Raw genomic sequence first — 13,886 nt, 5'->3', positions numbered from 1 at the left:
CAGCCCCTGGTGACGAAACATGCGAGGGCTCTACCCATCCTGCGCGCCGCCACTACATGTCTTTCCTCAAGACGCGCATGATCGCGCAGCCCTCCACACCGGCAGCCCCCATATGATCCTCTTCTCCGTGCTCGACCTCGCTCCCATCCGCCAGGGCGGCGATGCGGCGCAGGCTTTCCGCAACTCGCTCGACCTTGCCCGGCATGCCGAGGCGTGGGGCTACAAACGGTTCTGGCTCGCCGAGCATCACAACATGACGGGAATCGCGAGCGCGGCGACGTCGGTCGTGATCGGCCACGTCGCGGGCGGGACCAGGACGATCCGCGTCGGCTCCGGCGGGATCATGCTGCCGAACCATTCGCCGCTCGTCATCGCCGAGCAGTTCGGCACGCTGGAATCGCTCTATCCCGGGCGGATCGATCTCGGGCTCGGCCGGGCGCCCGGCACCGACCAGTTCACCGCGCGGGCATTGCGGCGCGACCTCGCCACCACCTCCGAGAATTTTCCGCACGACGTGCTGGAACTGCAGGCGCTGCTCGGCGACGTGCAGCCGAACCAGGCGATCCGCGCCGTGCCCGGCATGGGGACCAAGGTGCCGCTGTGGATCCTGGGGTCGAGCACGTTCGGTGCGCAGCTTGCCGCGATGCTCGGGCTGCCCTTTGCGTTCGCCTCGCATTTCGCGCCGCAGATGATGATGCCGGCGCTGCGCGAATATCGCGCGCGGTTCGAGCCCTCTGCGCAGCTCGACAAGCCCTACGCGATGATCGGCGTCAACGTGTTCGCCGCCGACACCGACGAAGAGGCGCAGCGGATGTTCTCGTCGCTGCAGCAGCAGTTCATCAATCTGCGCCGCGGCACGCCGGGGCCGCTGCCGCCGCCGACCGGCGACATGGACGCGCTGTGGTCGCCGGCCGAGAAGGCCGGCGTCGGCCAGTCGCTGTCCTGCTCCGCGGTCGGCTCGCCTGATGTGGTGGAAGAGAAGCTGAGGGCGCTGATCGCCGAGACCGGAGCGGACGAATTGATGACGACGGGGCAGATCTACGACCACGCCGCGCGGCTGCGCTCGTTCGAGATCGCAGCCGAGGTGCGGGAGAGGTTGGCGAAGCAGCCAGCGATGTGAGGCGCAATCGCGCCCCGACGGAGGTGCGCTCCCTCCCCCCTTGTGGGGGAGGGTTAGGGAGGGGGGTAGCCCAGGAAAAGGTATCGATTGTTTAACGAAGTATCAGGGCCGGTACGTAACGGATGGAATCCCCGTGTGGCCCCCCTCCCTGCCCCTCCCCCACAAGGGGGGAGGGAAGGAGAGAGCGCTGCTCGGGGCCGAACTTCATTCCGCTTCAATCCGCAAACCCGAACAGCTTGGCCGGATTGTGCACCAGGATATTCTCCAGCTCCGCTTGGTCCGGGGCGTAGCGGTACATCAGCTCGAGCAGGTCGGCATCGTTCGGCGGCTGCTTCACCGAGACCGGATGCGGCCAGTCGCTGGCCCAGACGCAGCGATCGGGAGCGGCCTCGATATAGGCGCGCGCGATCGGGATTACGTCGTCGTAGGGAGCCCCGGTCTTCGAGGTCTTCTCGCCGAGCGACAGCATGACCCAGAAATTGCCCTTGCCGAGCAGCTCCAGCATCTTGCGCAGGTTCGGATCGGCCTTGCCGGCTTCGGGATCGGGGCGCGCCATGTGGTCGATCAGCACGGGGACGTCGAGAGTCTCGTACTTGGCGACGCTCGACATGATGCCGTCCTTCTCCGGCTGGATCTTGGCGTACCAGCCGAGCTCGCGGATGCGCGCAATCGCGCGGGCGAAATCGGCATCGGAGAGCACGGCGCCGAGCTCCTGGCGGAAGCTGAAGCGCGCGCCGCGCACGCCGGCATCATGCAGCTTGGCGAGGTAGGAGTCGCTCGCCTCGGCGAACACCAGCGCATTGGCGCAGCCGCGATAGTTCGGCCCCATGGCTTTGAGCCCGTCGAGCACGACGGCATGGTCGGCACCGTAGGTCGTGGTCTGCACGATGATGCCGCGCTCGATGCCGAGCGCCTTGTGCATGCGCAGCGCCGCTTCCCAGGTCGCGGTCGGCATCCGATAGGCGGCGCCGGGACGCTCCGGATATTTGTCGATGGGTCCAAGCACGTGGAACTGGCTGTCGACGGTCTTCGGCGGCGGTGCCTTGCTCGGCCGGCGCGGGTTGGGATCGAACGGCAGATAGGTCGGCATGCAAAACTCCTCAGTCGATCACGGCGGTGAAGTCGCACTGCACCAGCGCGCCGCCATCGATGTTGTCCATCGGCAGCGCGTGGCGCGCCGGGCGCGAATGCTCGTCCGGAAACATCTTGAGCCACTCGACGTTGACCGGGCCGCGATTGCCGCGGTCCTTCAGCCACACCGTCATCTTGATGATGTCGTCGGTGGTGCCGCCGGCAGCCTCCACCGTCGCCTTCATATGCGCGAACATGTTGGCGCATTGGGCGTCGAGGCTCTCGGGCATTGCATTGGTCGCGGGATCGCGGCCGAGGATGACGCCCGACATCACGAGATTGCCGATGCGGCAGGCGTTCGGAATCGGATTGACGTGCTTGAAGCCGCCGATGTGGATGCTCTTGCGCCGCGTTTGACCCGTCATGGTGCGCTCCCTGATTGTTGTTGGTTCAGACGAACTGGCACGACACCGAGCCGAACACGCCGTAATCGGCATGAAACGTGTCGCCGCGGCGGATGTCGACGGGCCGCGTGAACGATCCCGCCAGCACGACCTCGCCGGCTTTGAGGTGCTCGTCATGCGGCGCGAGGCGGTTGGCGAGCCAGGCGATGCCGTTGGCGGGATGATTGAGCACGCCGGCGGCAAGGCCGGTCTCCTCGACCTCGCCGTTGCGGAACAACAAAGCACCGATCCAGCGCAGATCAGCATCCATCGGGCGGATCGGCCGGCCGCCGAGCACCAGCGCAGCATTGGCCGCGTTGTCCGAGATCGTGTCCATGACTTTGCGCGCCTTGCCCGTCTCCGGATCGACGCGATGCATGCGTGTCTCCAGGATCTCGAGCGCGGGCGTGACGTAGTCGGTGGCGTTGAGCACGTCGAAGATGGTGCAGGCGGGCCCGCGCAGCGGCGCCTTCAGCACGAAGGCGAGCTCGACCTCGATCCGCGGCGCGTGGAAACGGTCGAACGGAATGGGCGTCGCATCGGCATAGAACATGTCGGCGAACAGCACGCCGTAATCGGGCTCGCTGATGCCGACCGCGTTCTGCATTGCTTTCGACGTCAGGCCGATCTTGTGCCCCTTGATGACGCGGCCGCGGCCGAGCTGAAGTTTCGTCCAGGCGCGCTGAACCGCGTAGGCGTCCTCGATGCTGAAGTCGGGGTACTCCTTCGTGAACATCGGAATCAGCGATTTCGTGCGCTCGGCTTCGTCGAGGCGCGCGGCAAGGCGTTCGATCGTCGCAGCATCCAGCATGATCTATTGCTCCGCGGCCACGGTGTTACGCAGCACGCCGATGCGGCTCGACTCGACCTCGACGACGTCGCCGACTTTCAGCCAGCGCGGCGGGTCGAAGCGGGCGCCCGCCCCGGTCGGCGTGCCCGTCACGATCATGTCGCCGGGCTTCAGCGTCGCGAAGGTGGAGAGATAGGAGATCAGGGCATCGAACGGGAACATCAGCCGCTCGGTGGTGTCCTGCTGCCGCACCTCACCGTTGACGCGCGTGATGATGTCGTGCGGCCCGCGCGGATCGAGCTCGTCCGCGGTGACGATCCAGGGACCGATGCTGCCGGAGCGGTCGAAATTCTTGCCTTGCGTGACGTTGAACTTGCCGTGGCGCAGCCAATCGCGGATCGTGCCCTCGTTGCACAGCGTCATGCCGAAGATATGCGACCACGCTTTCTCGCGCGGGATGTGGCGGCCGCCCTGCCCGATCACGATGACGAGCTCGCCTTCGTAGTCGAGTTGGTCCGAAACCTTGGGCTTCTCGATCGGCTGGCCGGAGCCGGTCATCGAAGACATGCTGCGCACGAACAGGCTGGGACATTTGGGCAGGTCCGAACTGTCCTTATATTCGGCGTTGCGCTCGGCGTAGTTGACGCCGATGCACCAGAGCTTTTCCGGCGCAAGCACCGGCGGCAGCAGGACCAGCTTTTCCAACGGGTAGTCGGGCTTCTGCCCGGCCGCCGCTTCCTGCGCATCGGACAGCGCATTGGCTGCGATGAGCGCCTTCACATCCGAGAAATCGCGACCGATCCGTTTCGTCAGATCAATCACGCCACCTTCGACGGCCGCTCCGTAGCGCGGCTCTCCATCCAGGAGATAGCTCAGGAGTCGCATTGTATTTCCTCCAATGATCTTGAGGCAGCTGGGCCCGAGACAGACCCGCGCACTCAGTCTTTCGACTTGGGAGTCTGGAATACGGTCTTCAGCGTCACGATCTCGCCGAGCCGGGCATAGCGCGGCCCGCCGATCCGCGCGATCGGGTCGAGCGCTTCGGTCTCGACCTTGCCGTTATTCACGAGGCCGTCGCGCAGATGAAACATCACGACCTCGCCGACGATCAGCCGGCTCTTGGCCTCGCCGAATTCGAGGCACTGCCGGAAGCGGCACTCCATCGCGACCGGCGCGGCAGCGAGCCGCCGCACCTTGATGAGATCGCAGGGCAGCGTTTCGAGTCCGAGATGCTCGACCTCGCTGATCTCAGGTGGATGCTCGACCGAGCTGTCGTGCACCGCATTCATCAGCGGCGTATCGGCGATGTGGATGACGTATTCCTCGGTGTCGAGGATGTTGTGCGCGGTGTCCTTGTAATCGGCGCCCTTGCGGCCAACGCTGATGGCGAGCATCGGCGGCTTCTGCGAGACGAAGGTGAAGGCGCTGAATGGGGCGAGGTTGAGCACGCCCTTGCTGGACAGGCTCGTCACCCAGGCGATCGGGCGCGGCACCACGATGCCGGTCATCAGCCGGTAGATGCGCTCGGCGCCAAGCTCGGCGGGATCGATCCGCATCGATCAATCCGCCCTGATGTTGGCCTTACGCACGACCGGAATCCACTTGGCGTCCTCGCGTTCGAGATAGGCCTTGAACTCGTCCGGAGTCATCGGCGTGGCTTCGCCGCCAAGCTTCTCGAACTTGTCGACCACGGCGGGATCCTTCAGGATCGCGACCAGCGTCTCGTGCAGCTTGTCCACGATCGGCGCCGGCGTGCCGGCGGGCGCGAACAGGCCGGTAAAGGTCTGGCCGTCGAAATCCTTGTAGCCGAGTTCGGCGAAAGTCGGCACGTCGGGCAGCGACTTCAGCCGATGCGGGCTGGTGACCGCGAGCGCGCGGAACAGGCCGGCCTTGATGTGCTGGAGGCTGACCGTGAGCTGGTCGAACGCGAACTGCACCTGGCCGCCGAGCAGATCATTGATCGCCGGCGCATTGCCGCGATAGTGCGCGGTGACCCATTGCACGCCGAGGTTCGACTGCATCAGCTCGCTGAGCAGGTGGTTGGTGGTGCCAGGGCCGGGCGAGGCCATGGTCAGCTTGCCGGGCTCGCGCTTGGCAAGATCGATGAACTCCTTGAGATTCGTCGCCTGCACCGACGGATGCACCTCGAGCACCAACGGCGTCATCGAGATCGTCGAGATCGGCAGGAAGTCCTTCTTCCAGTTGTAGGCGTCGCGCTTGTTGATCTCGGTCGCGAACAGCACCGGGCCGTTGGCGCCGACGAACAGCGTGTAGCCATCGGGCGCCGACTTCGCGAAGGCCTCGCCCGCGATCATGCCGCCGGCGCCGGCCTTGTTCTCGATGATGAAGGGCTGGCCGAGCTTTTCCTGCAGCTTGTCGGCGATGATGCGTGCGGCGCTGTCGACATTGCCGCCGGCGGGATAAGGCACGATCAGCTTGACGTTGCGCGCCGGCCATTGCTGGCCCGACGCCGGCCCTGCCAGCATCGCAGTGACGGCAGCTATGGCAATCCAGATTAATCTCATGTTAACCTCCCGGCAGCGCTACGAACTCAGTTCGAATGCCTGACGTCTCGCATGGCATTCCGATTGGGCCGCAATCTCCAGATGCGCGCTTGCCCTGTCGAGGGAATTGTGGCGTTCTTGTCCATATTATGGACAAGAGGCGTTCGACGAAATCCGCCCGCGGCGCCATGGAACCGCGACAGGGCGCGCAGGCGATCCGGCGCGCGCTCGCGGTGCTGCGCATCCTTGCCGCAGGCCGCGAAGACGGTGTGCCATTGGCCGAGGTGGTCCGCGCCACCGGCCTCACCCGTCCGACCGTGCATCGCATCGTTCACGTGCTGATCGAGGAAGGCATCGTCGAGCGGCATGGCAAGAGCGGCCGCTACGCCATCGGCAACCAGGTGCCTGAGCTGGCGCTCGCACGGCCGCGGCCCTCGCGGCTGCTGATCGTCGCCAATCCGTCGCTGCAGCGCGCGTCTGCCGAGATCGGCGACACGCTGTTCCTGACGGTGCGCACCGGCAACGACACGCTCTGCGTCGATCGCCGGATCGGCGTCTATCCGATCCAGGTGCTGTCGATCGAGGTCGGCGCGCGCCGGCCGCTCGGCGTCTCCAGCGCGGGCGTCGCCATCCTTGCCGCAATGCCGGCGCCGGACGCGCGAAAGATCATCGCGGCGAACGAGAAGCGGTTCGAGGCCTACCGGACCGACGTCGCGACCGTGCTCGGCGAGGTCACCGCCGCCAGGCGGCTCGGATACGGCATGAGAGAGATCGGCCTGGTGCAGGGGACGAAATCGATCTCGACCTGGATCAAGACGCCGGACGGGCAACCGGCTGCAGCGATGACCGTCTCCGCCGTTCGCACGAGGCTCGGGCCAAGGCGCGAGCAGGAGGTCGCGGAGATCCTGCTGCGGGAGGCGCGGATGATCGAGCAGGCGATCGGGAGCTAGCTGGCTTCGCCTCCCCTCGCTTGCGGGGAGAGGCCGGAATTCGAGCGAAGCTTGAATTCCGGGTGAGGGGAGTCTCCGCGAGTCCAACTGCCGCCGCCTTCGCGGCGAGAGCCCCCTCACCCCAACCCTCTCCCCGTAAGAACGGGGCGAGGGGGCGCACTGCCGCTGCGGCGCTGTCAATGGCTGACTTCGCACGCGTTTTTATGGCACAAGAGCCGCCATCGCCGACCGACCAACGAGGCCACGCATGCCCGCGCCAAAACCGCCTGCTTTCGAGACCCTGAGCCTGCATGCGGGCCAGCATCCGGATCCCGTGACCGGCGCCCGCGCGGTGCCGATCTACCAGACCACGTCCTACGTGTTTCAGGATTCCGATCACGCCGTGGCGCTGTTCAACCTGGAGCGCGCCGGCCACATCTATACGCGCATCTCCAATCCGACCACGGGCGTGCTCGAGGAGCGGCTTGCGGCCCTGGAGGGCGGCGTCGGCGCCATCTGCACCGCCAGCGGCATGGCCGCGCTGCATCTGGCGGTCGCGACGCTGCTCAATGCCGGCGACCACATCGTGGCGTCGAGCTCGCTCTATGGCGGCACCATCAACCTCTTGGCGCATACGCTGCCGCGCTTCGGCATCACCACCACTTTCGTCAAGCCGCGCGATCTCGACGCGTTCCGCGCCGCGATCAAGCCGAACACCAAGCTCGTGATCGGCGAGACCATCGGCAATCCCGGGCTCGAGGTGCTCGACATCCCCAAGGTCGCGGCGATCGCGCATGACGCCAAGATCCCGCTGCTGATCGACAACACCTTTGCCACGCCCTATCTCAGCCGCCCCATCGAGCTCGGCGCCGACATCGTCATGCATTCGGCGACCAAATGGATCGGCGGCCATGGCATCGCGATCGGCGGCGCCATCGTCGACGGCGGCCGCTTCGACTGGCGGGCGTCCTCCAAGTTCGGCGTGTTGACCGAGCCCTATGGCGGCTATCACGGCATCGTCTTCGACGAGCAGTTCGGCACGGCGGCCTTCATCATGCGCGCGCGCACCGAGGGCCTGCGCGATTTCGGCGCCTGCCTGTCGCCGACCAACGCGTTCCAGCTGCTGCAAGGCGTGGAGACGCTTCCCGTGCGCATGGACCGCCACATGCAGAATACGCATCTCGTGCTGGAAACACTCAAATCCAGCAAGGCCGTCGACTGGGTGTTGCACCCCTCGCTGGAGACCCATCCCGATTATCAGCTCGCCAAGCAGCTCTTGCCGCGCGGCGCCGGCTCGATCGTCTCCTTCGGCATCAAGGGCGGTCGACCGGCGGGGCGCAAGTTCATCGAAAGCTTGCGCATGATCAGCCATCTCGCCAATGTCGGCGACGCCAAGACGCTGGTGATCCACCCGGCCTCGACCACGCATCAGCAGATGGATGCCGAGCAGCTTAGGGACGCCGGCATTGGCGAGGAACTGGTGCGGCTGTCGGTCGGCATCGAGACGGCAAGCGACATCATCGACGATCTCGCTCAAGCGCTGCGCATCTCGCAAAAGGTCTGACGCCATGAAGCTTTCCGTCAACGGCACTGAAGTGTTCGTGGCAACCGGCGGCCGCGACTTCGACAAGTCGCTGCCCGCAGTCGTCTTCATCCACGGCGCCGGCTTCGACCATTCCACCTGGGCGCTGCACACGCGCTGGTTCGCTCATCACGGTTTTGCCGTGCTGGCGCCCGACCTGCCCGGCCACGGCCGCTCCGCCGGGCCTTCACTCGGCAGCATCGCGGAGATGGCCGATTGGACGGCGGCGCTGCTGGATGCGGCCGGCGCCACCAAGGCGCATCTGATAGGCCATTCCATGGGCTCGTTGATCTCGCTGGAGACGGCGGCGCGCCATCCCGACAAGGTCTCCGCGCTGAGCCTGATCGGCACCGCCGCGACCATGACGGTCGGCCCGGATCTCTTGAAGGCGGCCGAAGCGAATTCGCAGGATGCAAACGACATGGTCTCGATCTGGGGTCTCGGCTTCAGCGCCGAACTCGGCGGCAGCCTCGCACCGGGCCTGTGGATGCATGGCGGCGCACAGGCCGTGCTTCAGGCTTGCGAGCCCGGCGTGCTGTTCAAGGATCTGTCGGCCTGCAATGCCTATGCGAATGCGCTTGCCGCCGCGGCGAGCATCAAGGTGCCGACGACGCTCATTCTCGGCGAGCGGGACATGATGACGCCGGCGAAGGCGGGCAAGGCGCTTGCGGCCGCGATCCCGCATGCGAAGACCGTCGTGGTGCGCGGCGCCGGTCACATGATCATGGCCGAACGTCCGGACGAGCTGCTGGCGGCGCTGAGGAACTGACTGGATCGATCTTCTGCCTTGCGCGTTGCGGTGAGACATCCCTCCCAATCAAGAAGGGGAACTCGACCATGCCAAGACAGGAAGCCATTCGTAAAGCCAGGCAGGACAAGCGCGCCGGCAAATCGCCGAGCACGCAGGCCGGCGAATTCGTCAAGGACGAGATCGACAGGATCAGGAAGGGCAAGCACGGGGCGCGCTCGACGAAACAGGCCATCGCCATCGGCCTTTCCGAGGCACGCCGCGCCGGTGTCGATCTGCCGCCGCCGCGCAAGGGGCGCACCAAGAAAGCGACGCGCCGCAGCGCCAAATATGCCTATGAGGTCGGCCAGGGCAAACGCACGCCCAAGCGCCGCCCGCGCGTCTCGCGTGCGGTCGAGAACGTCCTGAAGAAGGAGCCGCGCTCAACCGCATCACGCAGTGCGCTGTCGAAGCAGGGCAAGCGGGCCGCAAGCCGCCGAACCGCGGCGTCACGTTCGGCCGCCGCGCGGAAAGCGAGCCACACCAAGGGCGCCAAGGTCCGCTCCGCCGCCGCAAAGAAGGCGGCGCGCACCAAGGCGCGCCGCAGGAGCTGATGTCCTGTAGCGACCTTGTGAGTTGAATGCCAGCGGCTGCCGCCTGACGATCCGGCCGTTCATGAATCGATCGGAGCTTTCATGTCAGAGACTCTCAAGGGGCGCACCGCGCTCGTGACTGGCGGCTCGCGCGGAATCGGCGCCGCCGTCGGTCGCGCGCTGGCCGAAGCAGGTGCTGCCGTGGCGATCAATTGCCGCGAGCAGATCGGGCAGGCCGAGCAGTTGGCTGGCGAGATCGGCAGGCAAGGCGGCCGCGCCATCGTCGTCGCCGCTGACGTCTCGCAGCGCGAGGCCGTGGCCGGAATGGTCGAGCGGGTGACGGCCGGGCTCGGGCCGGTCGACATCCTCGTCAACAATGCCGGCATCGCCATCACGCGCGGCATCGACGATCTCACCGAAGACGATTTCGACCGCACCATCCTGGTCAACCTGAAATCCGCCTTCCTGTGCACGCAAGCCGTGCTGCCGTCGATGCGATCGAGGAAATGGGGCCGGATCGTCAACATCTCCTCGGGCGCGGCGCGCGGTGCCGGCTCGATCGGCCCGCACTACAATGCGTCCAAGGCCGGCATGGAAGGCCTCACACGAGGCTATGCCGCGCGGCTGGTGAAGGAGGGCGTTACCGTCAACGCAGTGGCGCCGTCGCTGATCGAGACCGACATGATGAGCAGCCAGCGCCAACTCGTCAGCCGCATCCCGCTCGGCCGCTTCGGCACGGCCGAGGAGGTGGCGAAGGCGGTGATGCTGCTGGTCGACAACGCATACATGACCGGGCAGACCGTGGCGCTCAGCGGGGGCATGGCTTTTAACTAGGGGTAGCCGTCGCCGCGGGCTCTCTTTCCTTCTCCCCTTGTGGGAGAAGGTGGCGCGAAGCGCCGGATGAGGGGTATCTATCCGCAAAGTAAAATCGCGAGAGATGTGCTTGCGGAGAGACACCCCTCACCCGTCTCGCCGCTATCGCGGCGAGCCACCCTCTCCCACAAGGGGAGAGGGTCAGAAGAATCACCACATCGTCGCGGCCGCGCGTTCGGGCCAGATGCGGTCGTACTCCGCGCCGCCGACCTTGTTCTCGCTCATCTCGGCGAGGATCTGGCCGGGCGTCGGCAGCGTTTTCGGATCGACGCGCTTGTCGGGATTCCACAGGTCGGAACGCACGATGGCGCGGGCACACTGGAAGTAGATTTCATCGACGTTCATCACCATGACGCTGCGCGGCGCCTTGCCTTCGACCTTGAACGAAGCCAGCAGCTCCGGATCGATCGAGAGATGCGCGCGACCATTGGCGCGGACGGCGTTGCCGGAGCCGGGAATCAGGAACATCAGAGACACCCGGGGATCGCGCACGATGTTGCGCAGGGAATCGACCCGGTTGTTGCCGCGGCGGTCCGGCAGCATCAGCGTCTTGGGATCATGGATGCGGACGAAGCCGGACAGATCGCCGCGTGGCGAGCAATCGATGCCTTCGGGTCCGATGGTGGCAAGCGCGGCAAACGGCGCCTTCTCGATGAAGATCCGGTAGAGCGGCGTGACGTGGTCGGCGACTTTCACGGTCGAGGCGTCATTGGTGGCGCCGTAGATGGCTTCCAGCTGTTCGACCGTTTCGATCACCGTCATTCCATTCTCTCCTCGTCGCATCGGCAGCTATTCCTGCCAGCCTTCATTCCTGATCACGCGCACGAGCTGGCGGCCGTGATAGTCCGCGCTGCCGGCGTTGAGGATGGTGACGTCGGCCCGCGCCGACGCGTCGCCAATATTGCGCGACAGCCGCTCGGCGATGTTTCCGTCGCTGTGCCGCGCCCGCGCGGCAAGCCGTTGCGCCAGTACGTCCGGCGGCGCCGTGATCGCGACCACCACGACGTTGACATAGGCCCGGCGCAGCGCGGCGATCACCGTGCGCGAGACGTTGGCAACGACGGCTCGGCCGGCCCGGATGTCATCGTTGATCTCGAGCGGCAGGGCATAGAAGTGCCCGTGCGCCTCCCAATGCACGGCAAAATCGCCGTGCTCCCGCACGCGGCGGAATTCTTCCTGGCTCACCGCAATGTTGTCCTCGTCGGCCGAGGACTCCCGCGTCACGACCCGGCGCGGGAAGATGATGTCGGGATCATCGGCGCAGGCCGCTTGCGCCAGCCGCAGCAAGGTGTCCTTGCCTGCGCCGCTGGGACCGACCACGAGCACAAGTCGCCCGGGGCCGATTGTCCCCGCCTCGTCCTGTGCCGTGGTCACGGTCTCGCTCATGCGACACGGTTCCCTTCGCGCCAGACGCTACGGACGACGGGAACGCTGCCGGCAACGTGCACGCGGATGAGGTCGGCGCGCTTGCCGGTCGCGATCTCGCCGCGGTCGGTGAGGCCGACCGCCTCGGCGGGCGCTTTCGTCACGGTGCGAACTGCCGCCGGGAGGCTGATGGCCGGCACATGCTCCGGCAGTTGCAGCGCGCCCATCAGGAGGCTCGAGGGGATGTAGTCCGACGACAGGATATCGAGCAGGCCTTCGCGGGCGAGATCGACCGCAGCGATGTTGCCGGAGTGCGAGCCGCCGCGCACGACGTTGGGCGCTCCCATGAGGATGTCGATGCCGGCCTGGTGCAGGCCGCGCGCGGCCTCCAGCGTGGTCGGGAACTCCGCCACCGAGACGCGATCGCGCACGGCGTCCGCGACGTTCTCCTCGGTGGTGTCGTCGTGGCTCGCCAGCGGGATCTTGTATCGATGCGCCAGGGCCACGATCTCGCGCATGTTGTTCGCCGCATATTGCTTCTGATACTCGAAGCGCTTTGCGAACAGCTCGTCGAGCTCGGCATCGGTCTTGCCGCCGCCCTTGCCGCGATAATAGTCGCGCAGCTTGACCTCGTCGCGGAACTGGCGCTGGCCGGGCGTGTGATCCATCAGCGACATCAGCTTGACGTCGGGGCGGTCGATCAGCTCCCTGGCCTCCTCGACCACGCTCGGCATCGGGATCTCGCAGCGCAGATGCAGGAAGTGGTCGGCACGCAGCAGGCTGGCCTCGCGCGCGGTGGTGATCGCGGCGGCGAGCACGCCGGCGCGGCCGTCGACTTCCTCGGCGCCGTCCTCGCGCCAGACCCGGAGCGAATCGAAAACCGTGGTGATGCCCGAGGTCGCGAGCTGGCCGTCATAGGAAATGACGGCCGCGACCGGATTCCAGAACACCTTCGGCCGCGGCACGTAATGCGCTTCGAGGTGGTCGGTGTGGAGCTCGATCAGGCCGGGCATGATCAGGTCGCCCCCGGCGTCCTCGGCACCCGCAGGCGCCCTGCCCTCGCCGATCTCGGCGATGCGCCCGTCGGCAAGAGCGAGCCAGCCCTGTTCGATCACCCGGTCGGCCAGCACGATCCTGGCGTTGGCAATGACGGCGTCCTTCGGCTTGGGGTTCATTTCCTCTTCCTTCAGGCCGCGGCAGCGAAGCTGGCGACATCGACGATGCGGTCCGCAATCAGATGACGGATTTCGTCGTCATGGACAATAGCGACCATGGCGACGCCCTGACCCTTCTTTTCAGCGACCAGTTCGACGACGACGGCGCGATTGGCGGCATCGAGCGAGGCGGTGGGCTCGTCCAGCAGCAGGATCGGCAGGTCCGAGATGAAGCCGCGCGCGATGTTGACGCGCTGCTGCTCGCCGCCGGAGAATGTCGCGGGCGGCAGTTGCCAGAGCCGCTCGGGGATGTTGAGACGATGCAGCAGCTCTCCGGCGCGCGCCTGTGCGTCGGCACGTGCCATGCCGTTCACGATCAGCGGCTCGGCGACGACGTCGACGGTGGCAACGCGCGGCACAGCCCGCAAAAACTGGCTGACATAGCCGATCGTGGAGCGGCGGATGTTGAGGACCTGCCGCGGCTCGGCGGCGGCGAGATCGACCAGCGCGCCGCGATGGCGGATGCCGATGCGGCCGCTATCGCAACGGTAGTTGCCGAAGATCATCTTCAGGATCGACGATTTGCCGGCGCCCGAGGGTCCCGACAGCACGACACACTCGCCGGGATTGACGTGGAACGTCACGCCGCGCACCACCGGCAGCTCGATGCCGCCTTGCAAGTGCATCGTAAAGGTCTTCTGGGCATCGGCAACGTCGATCATGGCGGTCATCGAA

General features: G+C 66.3%; 16 protein-coding genes. 6 read left to right on the top strand and 10 right to left on the bottom strand.

Annotated features, from left to right (window positions below):
• The first annotated feature begins 112 nt into the window (after positions 1-112).
• Positions 113-1,120, top strand: a complete 1,008-nt coding sequence (locus H1B27_RS14865; protein WP_197966557.1) for an LLM class flavin-dependent oxidoreductase — start codon at positions 113-115, stop codon at positions 1,118-1,120.
• A gap of 214 nt (positions 1,121-1,334) precedes the next feature.
• Here the strand turns inward: H1B27_RS14865 and H1B27_RS14860 are convergent, their stop codons facing one another.
• From H1B27_RS14860 to H1B27_RS14835, 6 genes are read right to left on the bottom strand one after another with little or no spacing between them, the layout of a single operon-like run.
• Positions 1,335-2,210: an amidohydrolase family protein gene (locus H1B27_RS14860; RefSeq protein ID WP_197966556.1), complete on the bottom strand. Its 876-nt coding sequence runs from the start codon at positions 2,208-2,210 to the stop codon at positions 1,335-1,337.
• Positions 2,211-2,220: 10 nt separating this feature from the next.
• Positions 2,221-2,616: a RidA family protein gene (locus H1B27_RS14855; protein WP_197966555.1), complete on the bottom strand. Its 396-nt coding sequence runs from the start codon at positions 2,614-2,616 to the stop codon at positions 2,221-2,223.
• Positions 2,617-2,641: 25 nt separating this feature from the next.
• Positions 2,642-3,445, bottom strand: a complete 804-nt coding sequence (gene hpaH / locus H1B27_RS14850) for a 2-oxo-hept-4-ene-1,7-dioate hydratase (RefSeq protein WP_061881170.1) — start codon at positions 3,443-3,445, stop codon at positions 2,642-2,644.
• A gap of 3 nt (positions 3,446-3,448) precedes the next feature.
• Complete coding sequence (locus H1B27_RS14845; RefSeq protein WP_197966554.1) at positions 3,449-4,309, bottom strand: fumarylacetoacetate hydrolase family protein; 861 nt, start codon at positions 4,307-4,309, stop codon at positions 3,449-3,451.
• Positions 4,310-4,362: 53 nt separating this feature from the next.
• Positions 4,363-4,980, bottom strand: a complete 618-nt coding sequence (locus H1B27_RS14840; RefSeq protein WP_061881172.1) for a flavin reductase family protein — start codon at positions 4,978-4,980, stop codon at positions 4,363-4,365.
• Positions 4,981-4,983: 3 nt separating this feature from the next.
• Positions 4,984-5,949 (bottom strand): Bug family tripartite tricarboxylate transporter substrate binding protein, encoded by a 966-nt coding sequence (locus H1B27_RS14835; protein ID WP_061881173.1) that lies wholly within the window; start codon positions 5,947-5,949, stop codon positions 4,984-4,986.
• A gap of 128 nt (positions 5,950-6,077) precedes the next feature.
• Here H1B27_RS14835 and H1B27_RS14830 point away from each other — a divergent pair, with 128 nt between their 5' ends.
• From H1B27_RS14830 to H1B27_RS14810, 5 genes are all read left to right on the top strand, one after another.
• Positions 6,078-6,878 carry an IclR family transcriptional regulator gene (locus tag H1B27_RS14830; protein WP_061881174.1) on the top strand — a complete coding sequence of 267 codons (801 nt, stop codon included), beginning with the start codon at positions 6,078-6,080 and terminating at the stop codon, positions 6,876-6,878.
• Between the two features lie 247 nt (positions 6,879-7,125).
• Positions 7,126-8,421, top strand: a complete 1,296-nt coding sequence (locus H1B27_RS14825) for an O-acetylhomoserine aminocarboxypropyltransferase (RefSeq protein WP_197966553.1) — start codon at positions 7,126-7,128, stop codon at positions 8,419-8,421.
• 4 nt (positions 8,422-8,425) lie between these two features.
• On the top strand, positions 8,426-9,208 hold the full coding sequence (locus H1B27_RS14820) for an alpha/beta fold hydrolase (protein WP_061881176.1): 783 nt from the start codon (positions 8,426-8,428) through the stop codon (positions 9,206-9,208).
• A 68-nt stretch (positions 9,209-9,276) separates the two neighbouring features.
• Positions 9,277-9,780 carry a DUF6496 domain-containing protein gene (locus tag H1B27_RS14815; protein WP_061881177.1) on the top strand — a complete coding sequence of 168 codons (504 nt, stop codon included), beginning with the start codon at positions 9,277-9,279 and terminating at the stop codon, positions 9,778-9,780.
• An 81-nt stretch (positions 9,781-9,861) separates the two neighbouring features.
• Positions 9,862-10,593, top strand: coding sequence for an SDR family NAD(P)-dependent oxidoreductase (locus H1B27_RS14810; RefSeq protein WP_061881178.1), 732 nt, complete (start codon positions 9,862-9,864; stop codon positions 10,591-10,593).
• Positions 10,594-10,782: 189 nt separating this feature from the next.
• Here H1B27_RS14810 and H1B27_RS14805 read toward each other — a convergent pair whose 3' ends face one another.
• From H1B27_RS14805 to phnL, 4 genes are read right to left on the bottom strand one after another with little or no spacing between them, the layout of a single operon-like run.
• Positions 10,783-11,394: a pyridoxamine 5'-phosphate oxidase family protein gene (locus H1B27_RS14805; RefSeq protein WP_061881179.1), complete on the bottom strand. Its 612-nt coding sequence runs from the start codon at positions 11,392-11,394 to the stop codon at positions 10,783-10,785.
• A 27-nt stretch (positions 11,395-11,421) separates the two neighbouring features.
• Positions 11,422-12,018 carry a phosphonate metabolism protein/1,5-bisphosphokinase (PRPP-forming) PhnN gene (gene phnN, locus H1B27_RS14800; protein ID WP_197966552.1) on the bottom strand — a complete coding sequence of 199 codons (597 nt, stop codon included), beginning with the start codon at positions 12,016-12,018 and terminating at the stop codon, positions 11,422-11,424.
• Complete coding sequence (locus H1B27_RS14795) at positions 12,015-13,172, bottom strand: alpha-D-ribose 1-methylphosphonate 5-triphosphate diphosphatase (RefSeq protein ID WP_061881181.1); 1,158 nt, start codon at positions 13,170-13,172, stop codon at positions 12,015-12,017. The genes phnN and H1B27_RS14795 overlap by 4 nt, the downstream gene beginning before the upstream one ends.
• A gap of 11 nt (positions 13,173-13,183) precedes the next feature.
• A complete protein-coding gene (phnL, locus tag H1B27_RS14790) occupies positions 13,184-13,882 on the bottom strand; it encodes a phosphonate C-P lyase system protein PhnL (RefSeq protein WP_061881251.1) in 699 nt (232 codons plus the stop codon).
• Positions 13,883-13,886 lie beyond the last annotated feature (4 nt).

The organism is Bradyrhizobium diversitatis, assembly GCF_016031635.1.
GTDB lineage: Bacteria > Pseudomonadota > Alphaproteobacteria > Rhizobiales > Xanthobacteraceae > Bradyrhizobium > Bradyrhizobium diversitatis.
The sequence above is the reverse complement of the archived record's forward strand: the minus strand, read 5'-3'. Positions and strand labels throughout refer to the sequence as shown.

Bases quoted from the DNA above. Each gene is read 5' to 3' on its own strand.
- H1B27_RS14865 (WP_197966557.1), top strand. From the start codon at position 113: ATGATCCTCTTCTCCGTGCTCGACCTCGCTCCCATCCGCCAGGGCGGC.
- H1B27_RS14860 (WP_197966556.1), bottom strand. From the start codon at position 2,210: ATGCCGACCTATCTGCCGTTCGATCCCAACCCGCGCCGGCCGAGCAAG.
- H1B27_RS14855 (WP_197966555.1), bottom strand. From the start codon at position 2,616: ATGACGGGTCAAACGCGGCGCAAGAGCATCCACATCGGCGGCTTCAAG.
- hpaH (WP_061881170.1), bottom strand. From the start codon at position 3,445: ATGCTGGATGCTGCGACGATCGAACGCCTTGCCGCGCGCCTCGACGAA.
- H1B27_RS14845 (WP_197966554.1), bottom strand. From the start codon at position 4,309: ATGCGACTCCTGAGCTATCTCCTGGATGGAGAGCCGCGCTACGGAGCG.
- H1B27_RS14840 (WP_061881172.1), bottom strand. From the start codon at position 4,980: ATGCGGATCGATCCCGCCGAGCTTGGCGCCGAGCGCATCTACCGGCTG.
- H1B27_RS14835 (WP_061881173.1), bottom strand. From the start codon at position 5,949: ATGAGATTAATCTGGATTGCCATAGCTGCCGTCACTGCGATGCTGGCA.
- H1B27_RS14830 (WP_061881174.1), top strand. From the start codon at position 6,078: ATGGACAAGAGGCGTTCGACGAAATCCGCCCGCGGCGCCATGGAACCG.
- H1B27_RS14825 (WP_197966553.1), top strand. From the start codon at position 7,126: ATGCCCGCGCCAAAACCGCCTGCTTTCGAGACCCTGAGCCTGCATGCG.
- H1B27_RS14820 (WP_061881176.1), top strand. From the start codon at position 8,426: ATGAAGCTTTCCGTCAACGGCACTGAAGTGTTCGTGGCAACCGGCGGC.
- H1B27_RS14815 (WP_061881177.1), top strand. From the start codon at position 9,277: ATGCCAAGACAGGAAGCCATTCGTAAAGCCAGGCAGGACAAGCGCGCC.
- H1B27_RS14810 (WP_061881178.1), top strand. From the start codon at position 9,862: ATGTCAGAGACTCTCAAGGGGCGCACCGCGCTCGTGACTGGCGGCTCG.
- H1B27_RS14805 (WP_061881179.1), bottom strand. From the start codon at position 11,394: ATGACGGTGATCGAAACGGTCGAACAGCTGGAAGCCATCTACGGCGCC.
- phnN (WP_197966552.1), bottom strand. From the start codon at position 12,018: ATGAGCGAGACCGTGACCACGGCACAGGACGAGGCGGGGACAATCGGC.
- H1B27_RS14795 (WP_061881181.1), bottom strand. From the start codon at position 13,172: ATGAACCCCAAGCCGAAGGACGCCGTCATTGCCAACGCCAGGATCGTG.
- phnL (WP_061881251.1), bottom strand. From the start codon at position 13,882: ATGACCGCCATGATCGACGTTGCCGATGCCCAGAAGACCTTTACGATG.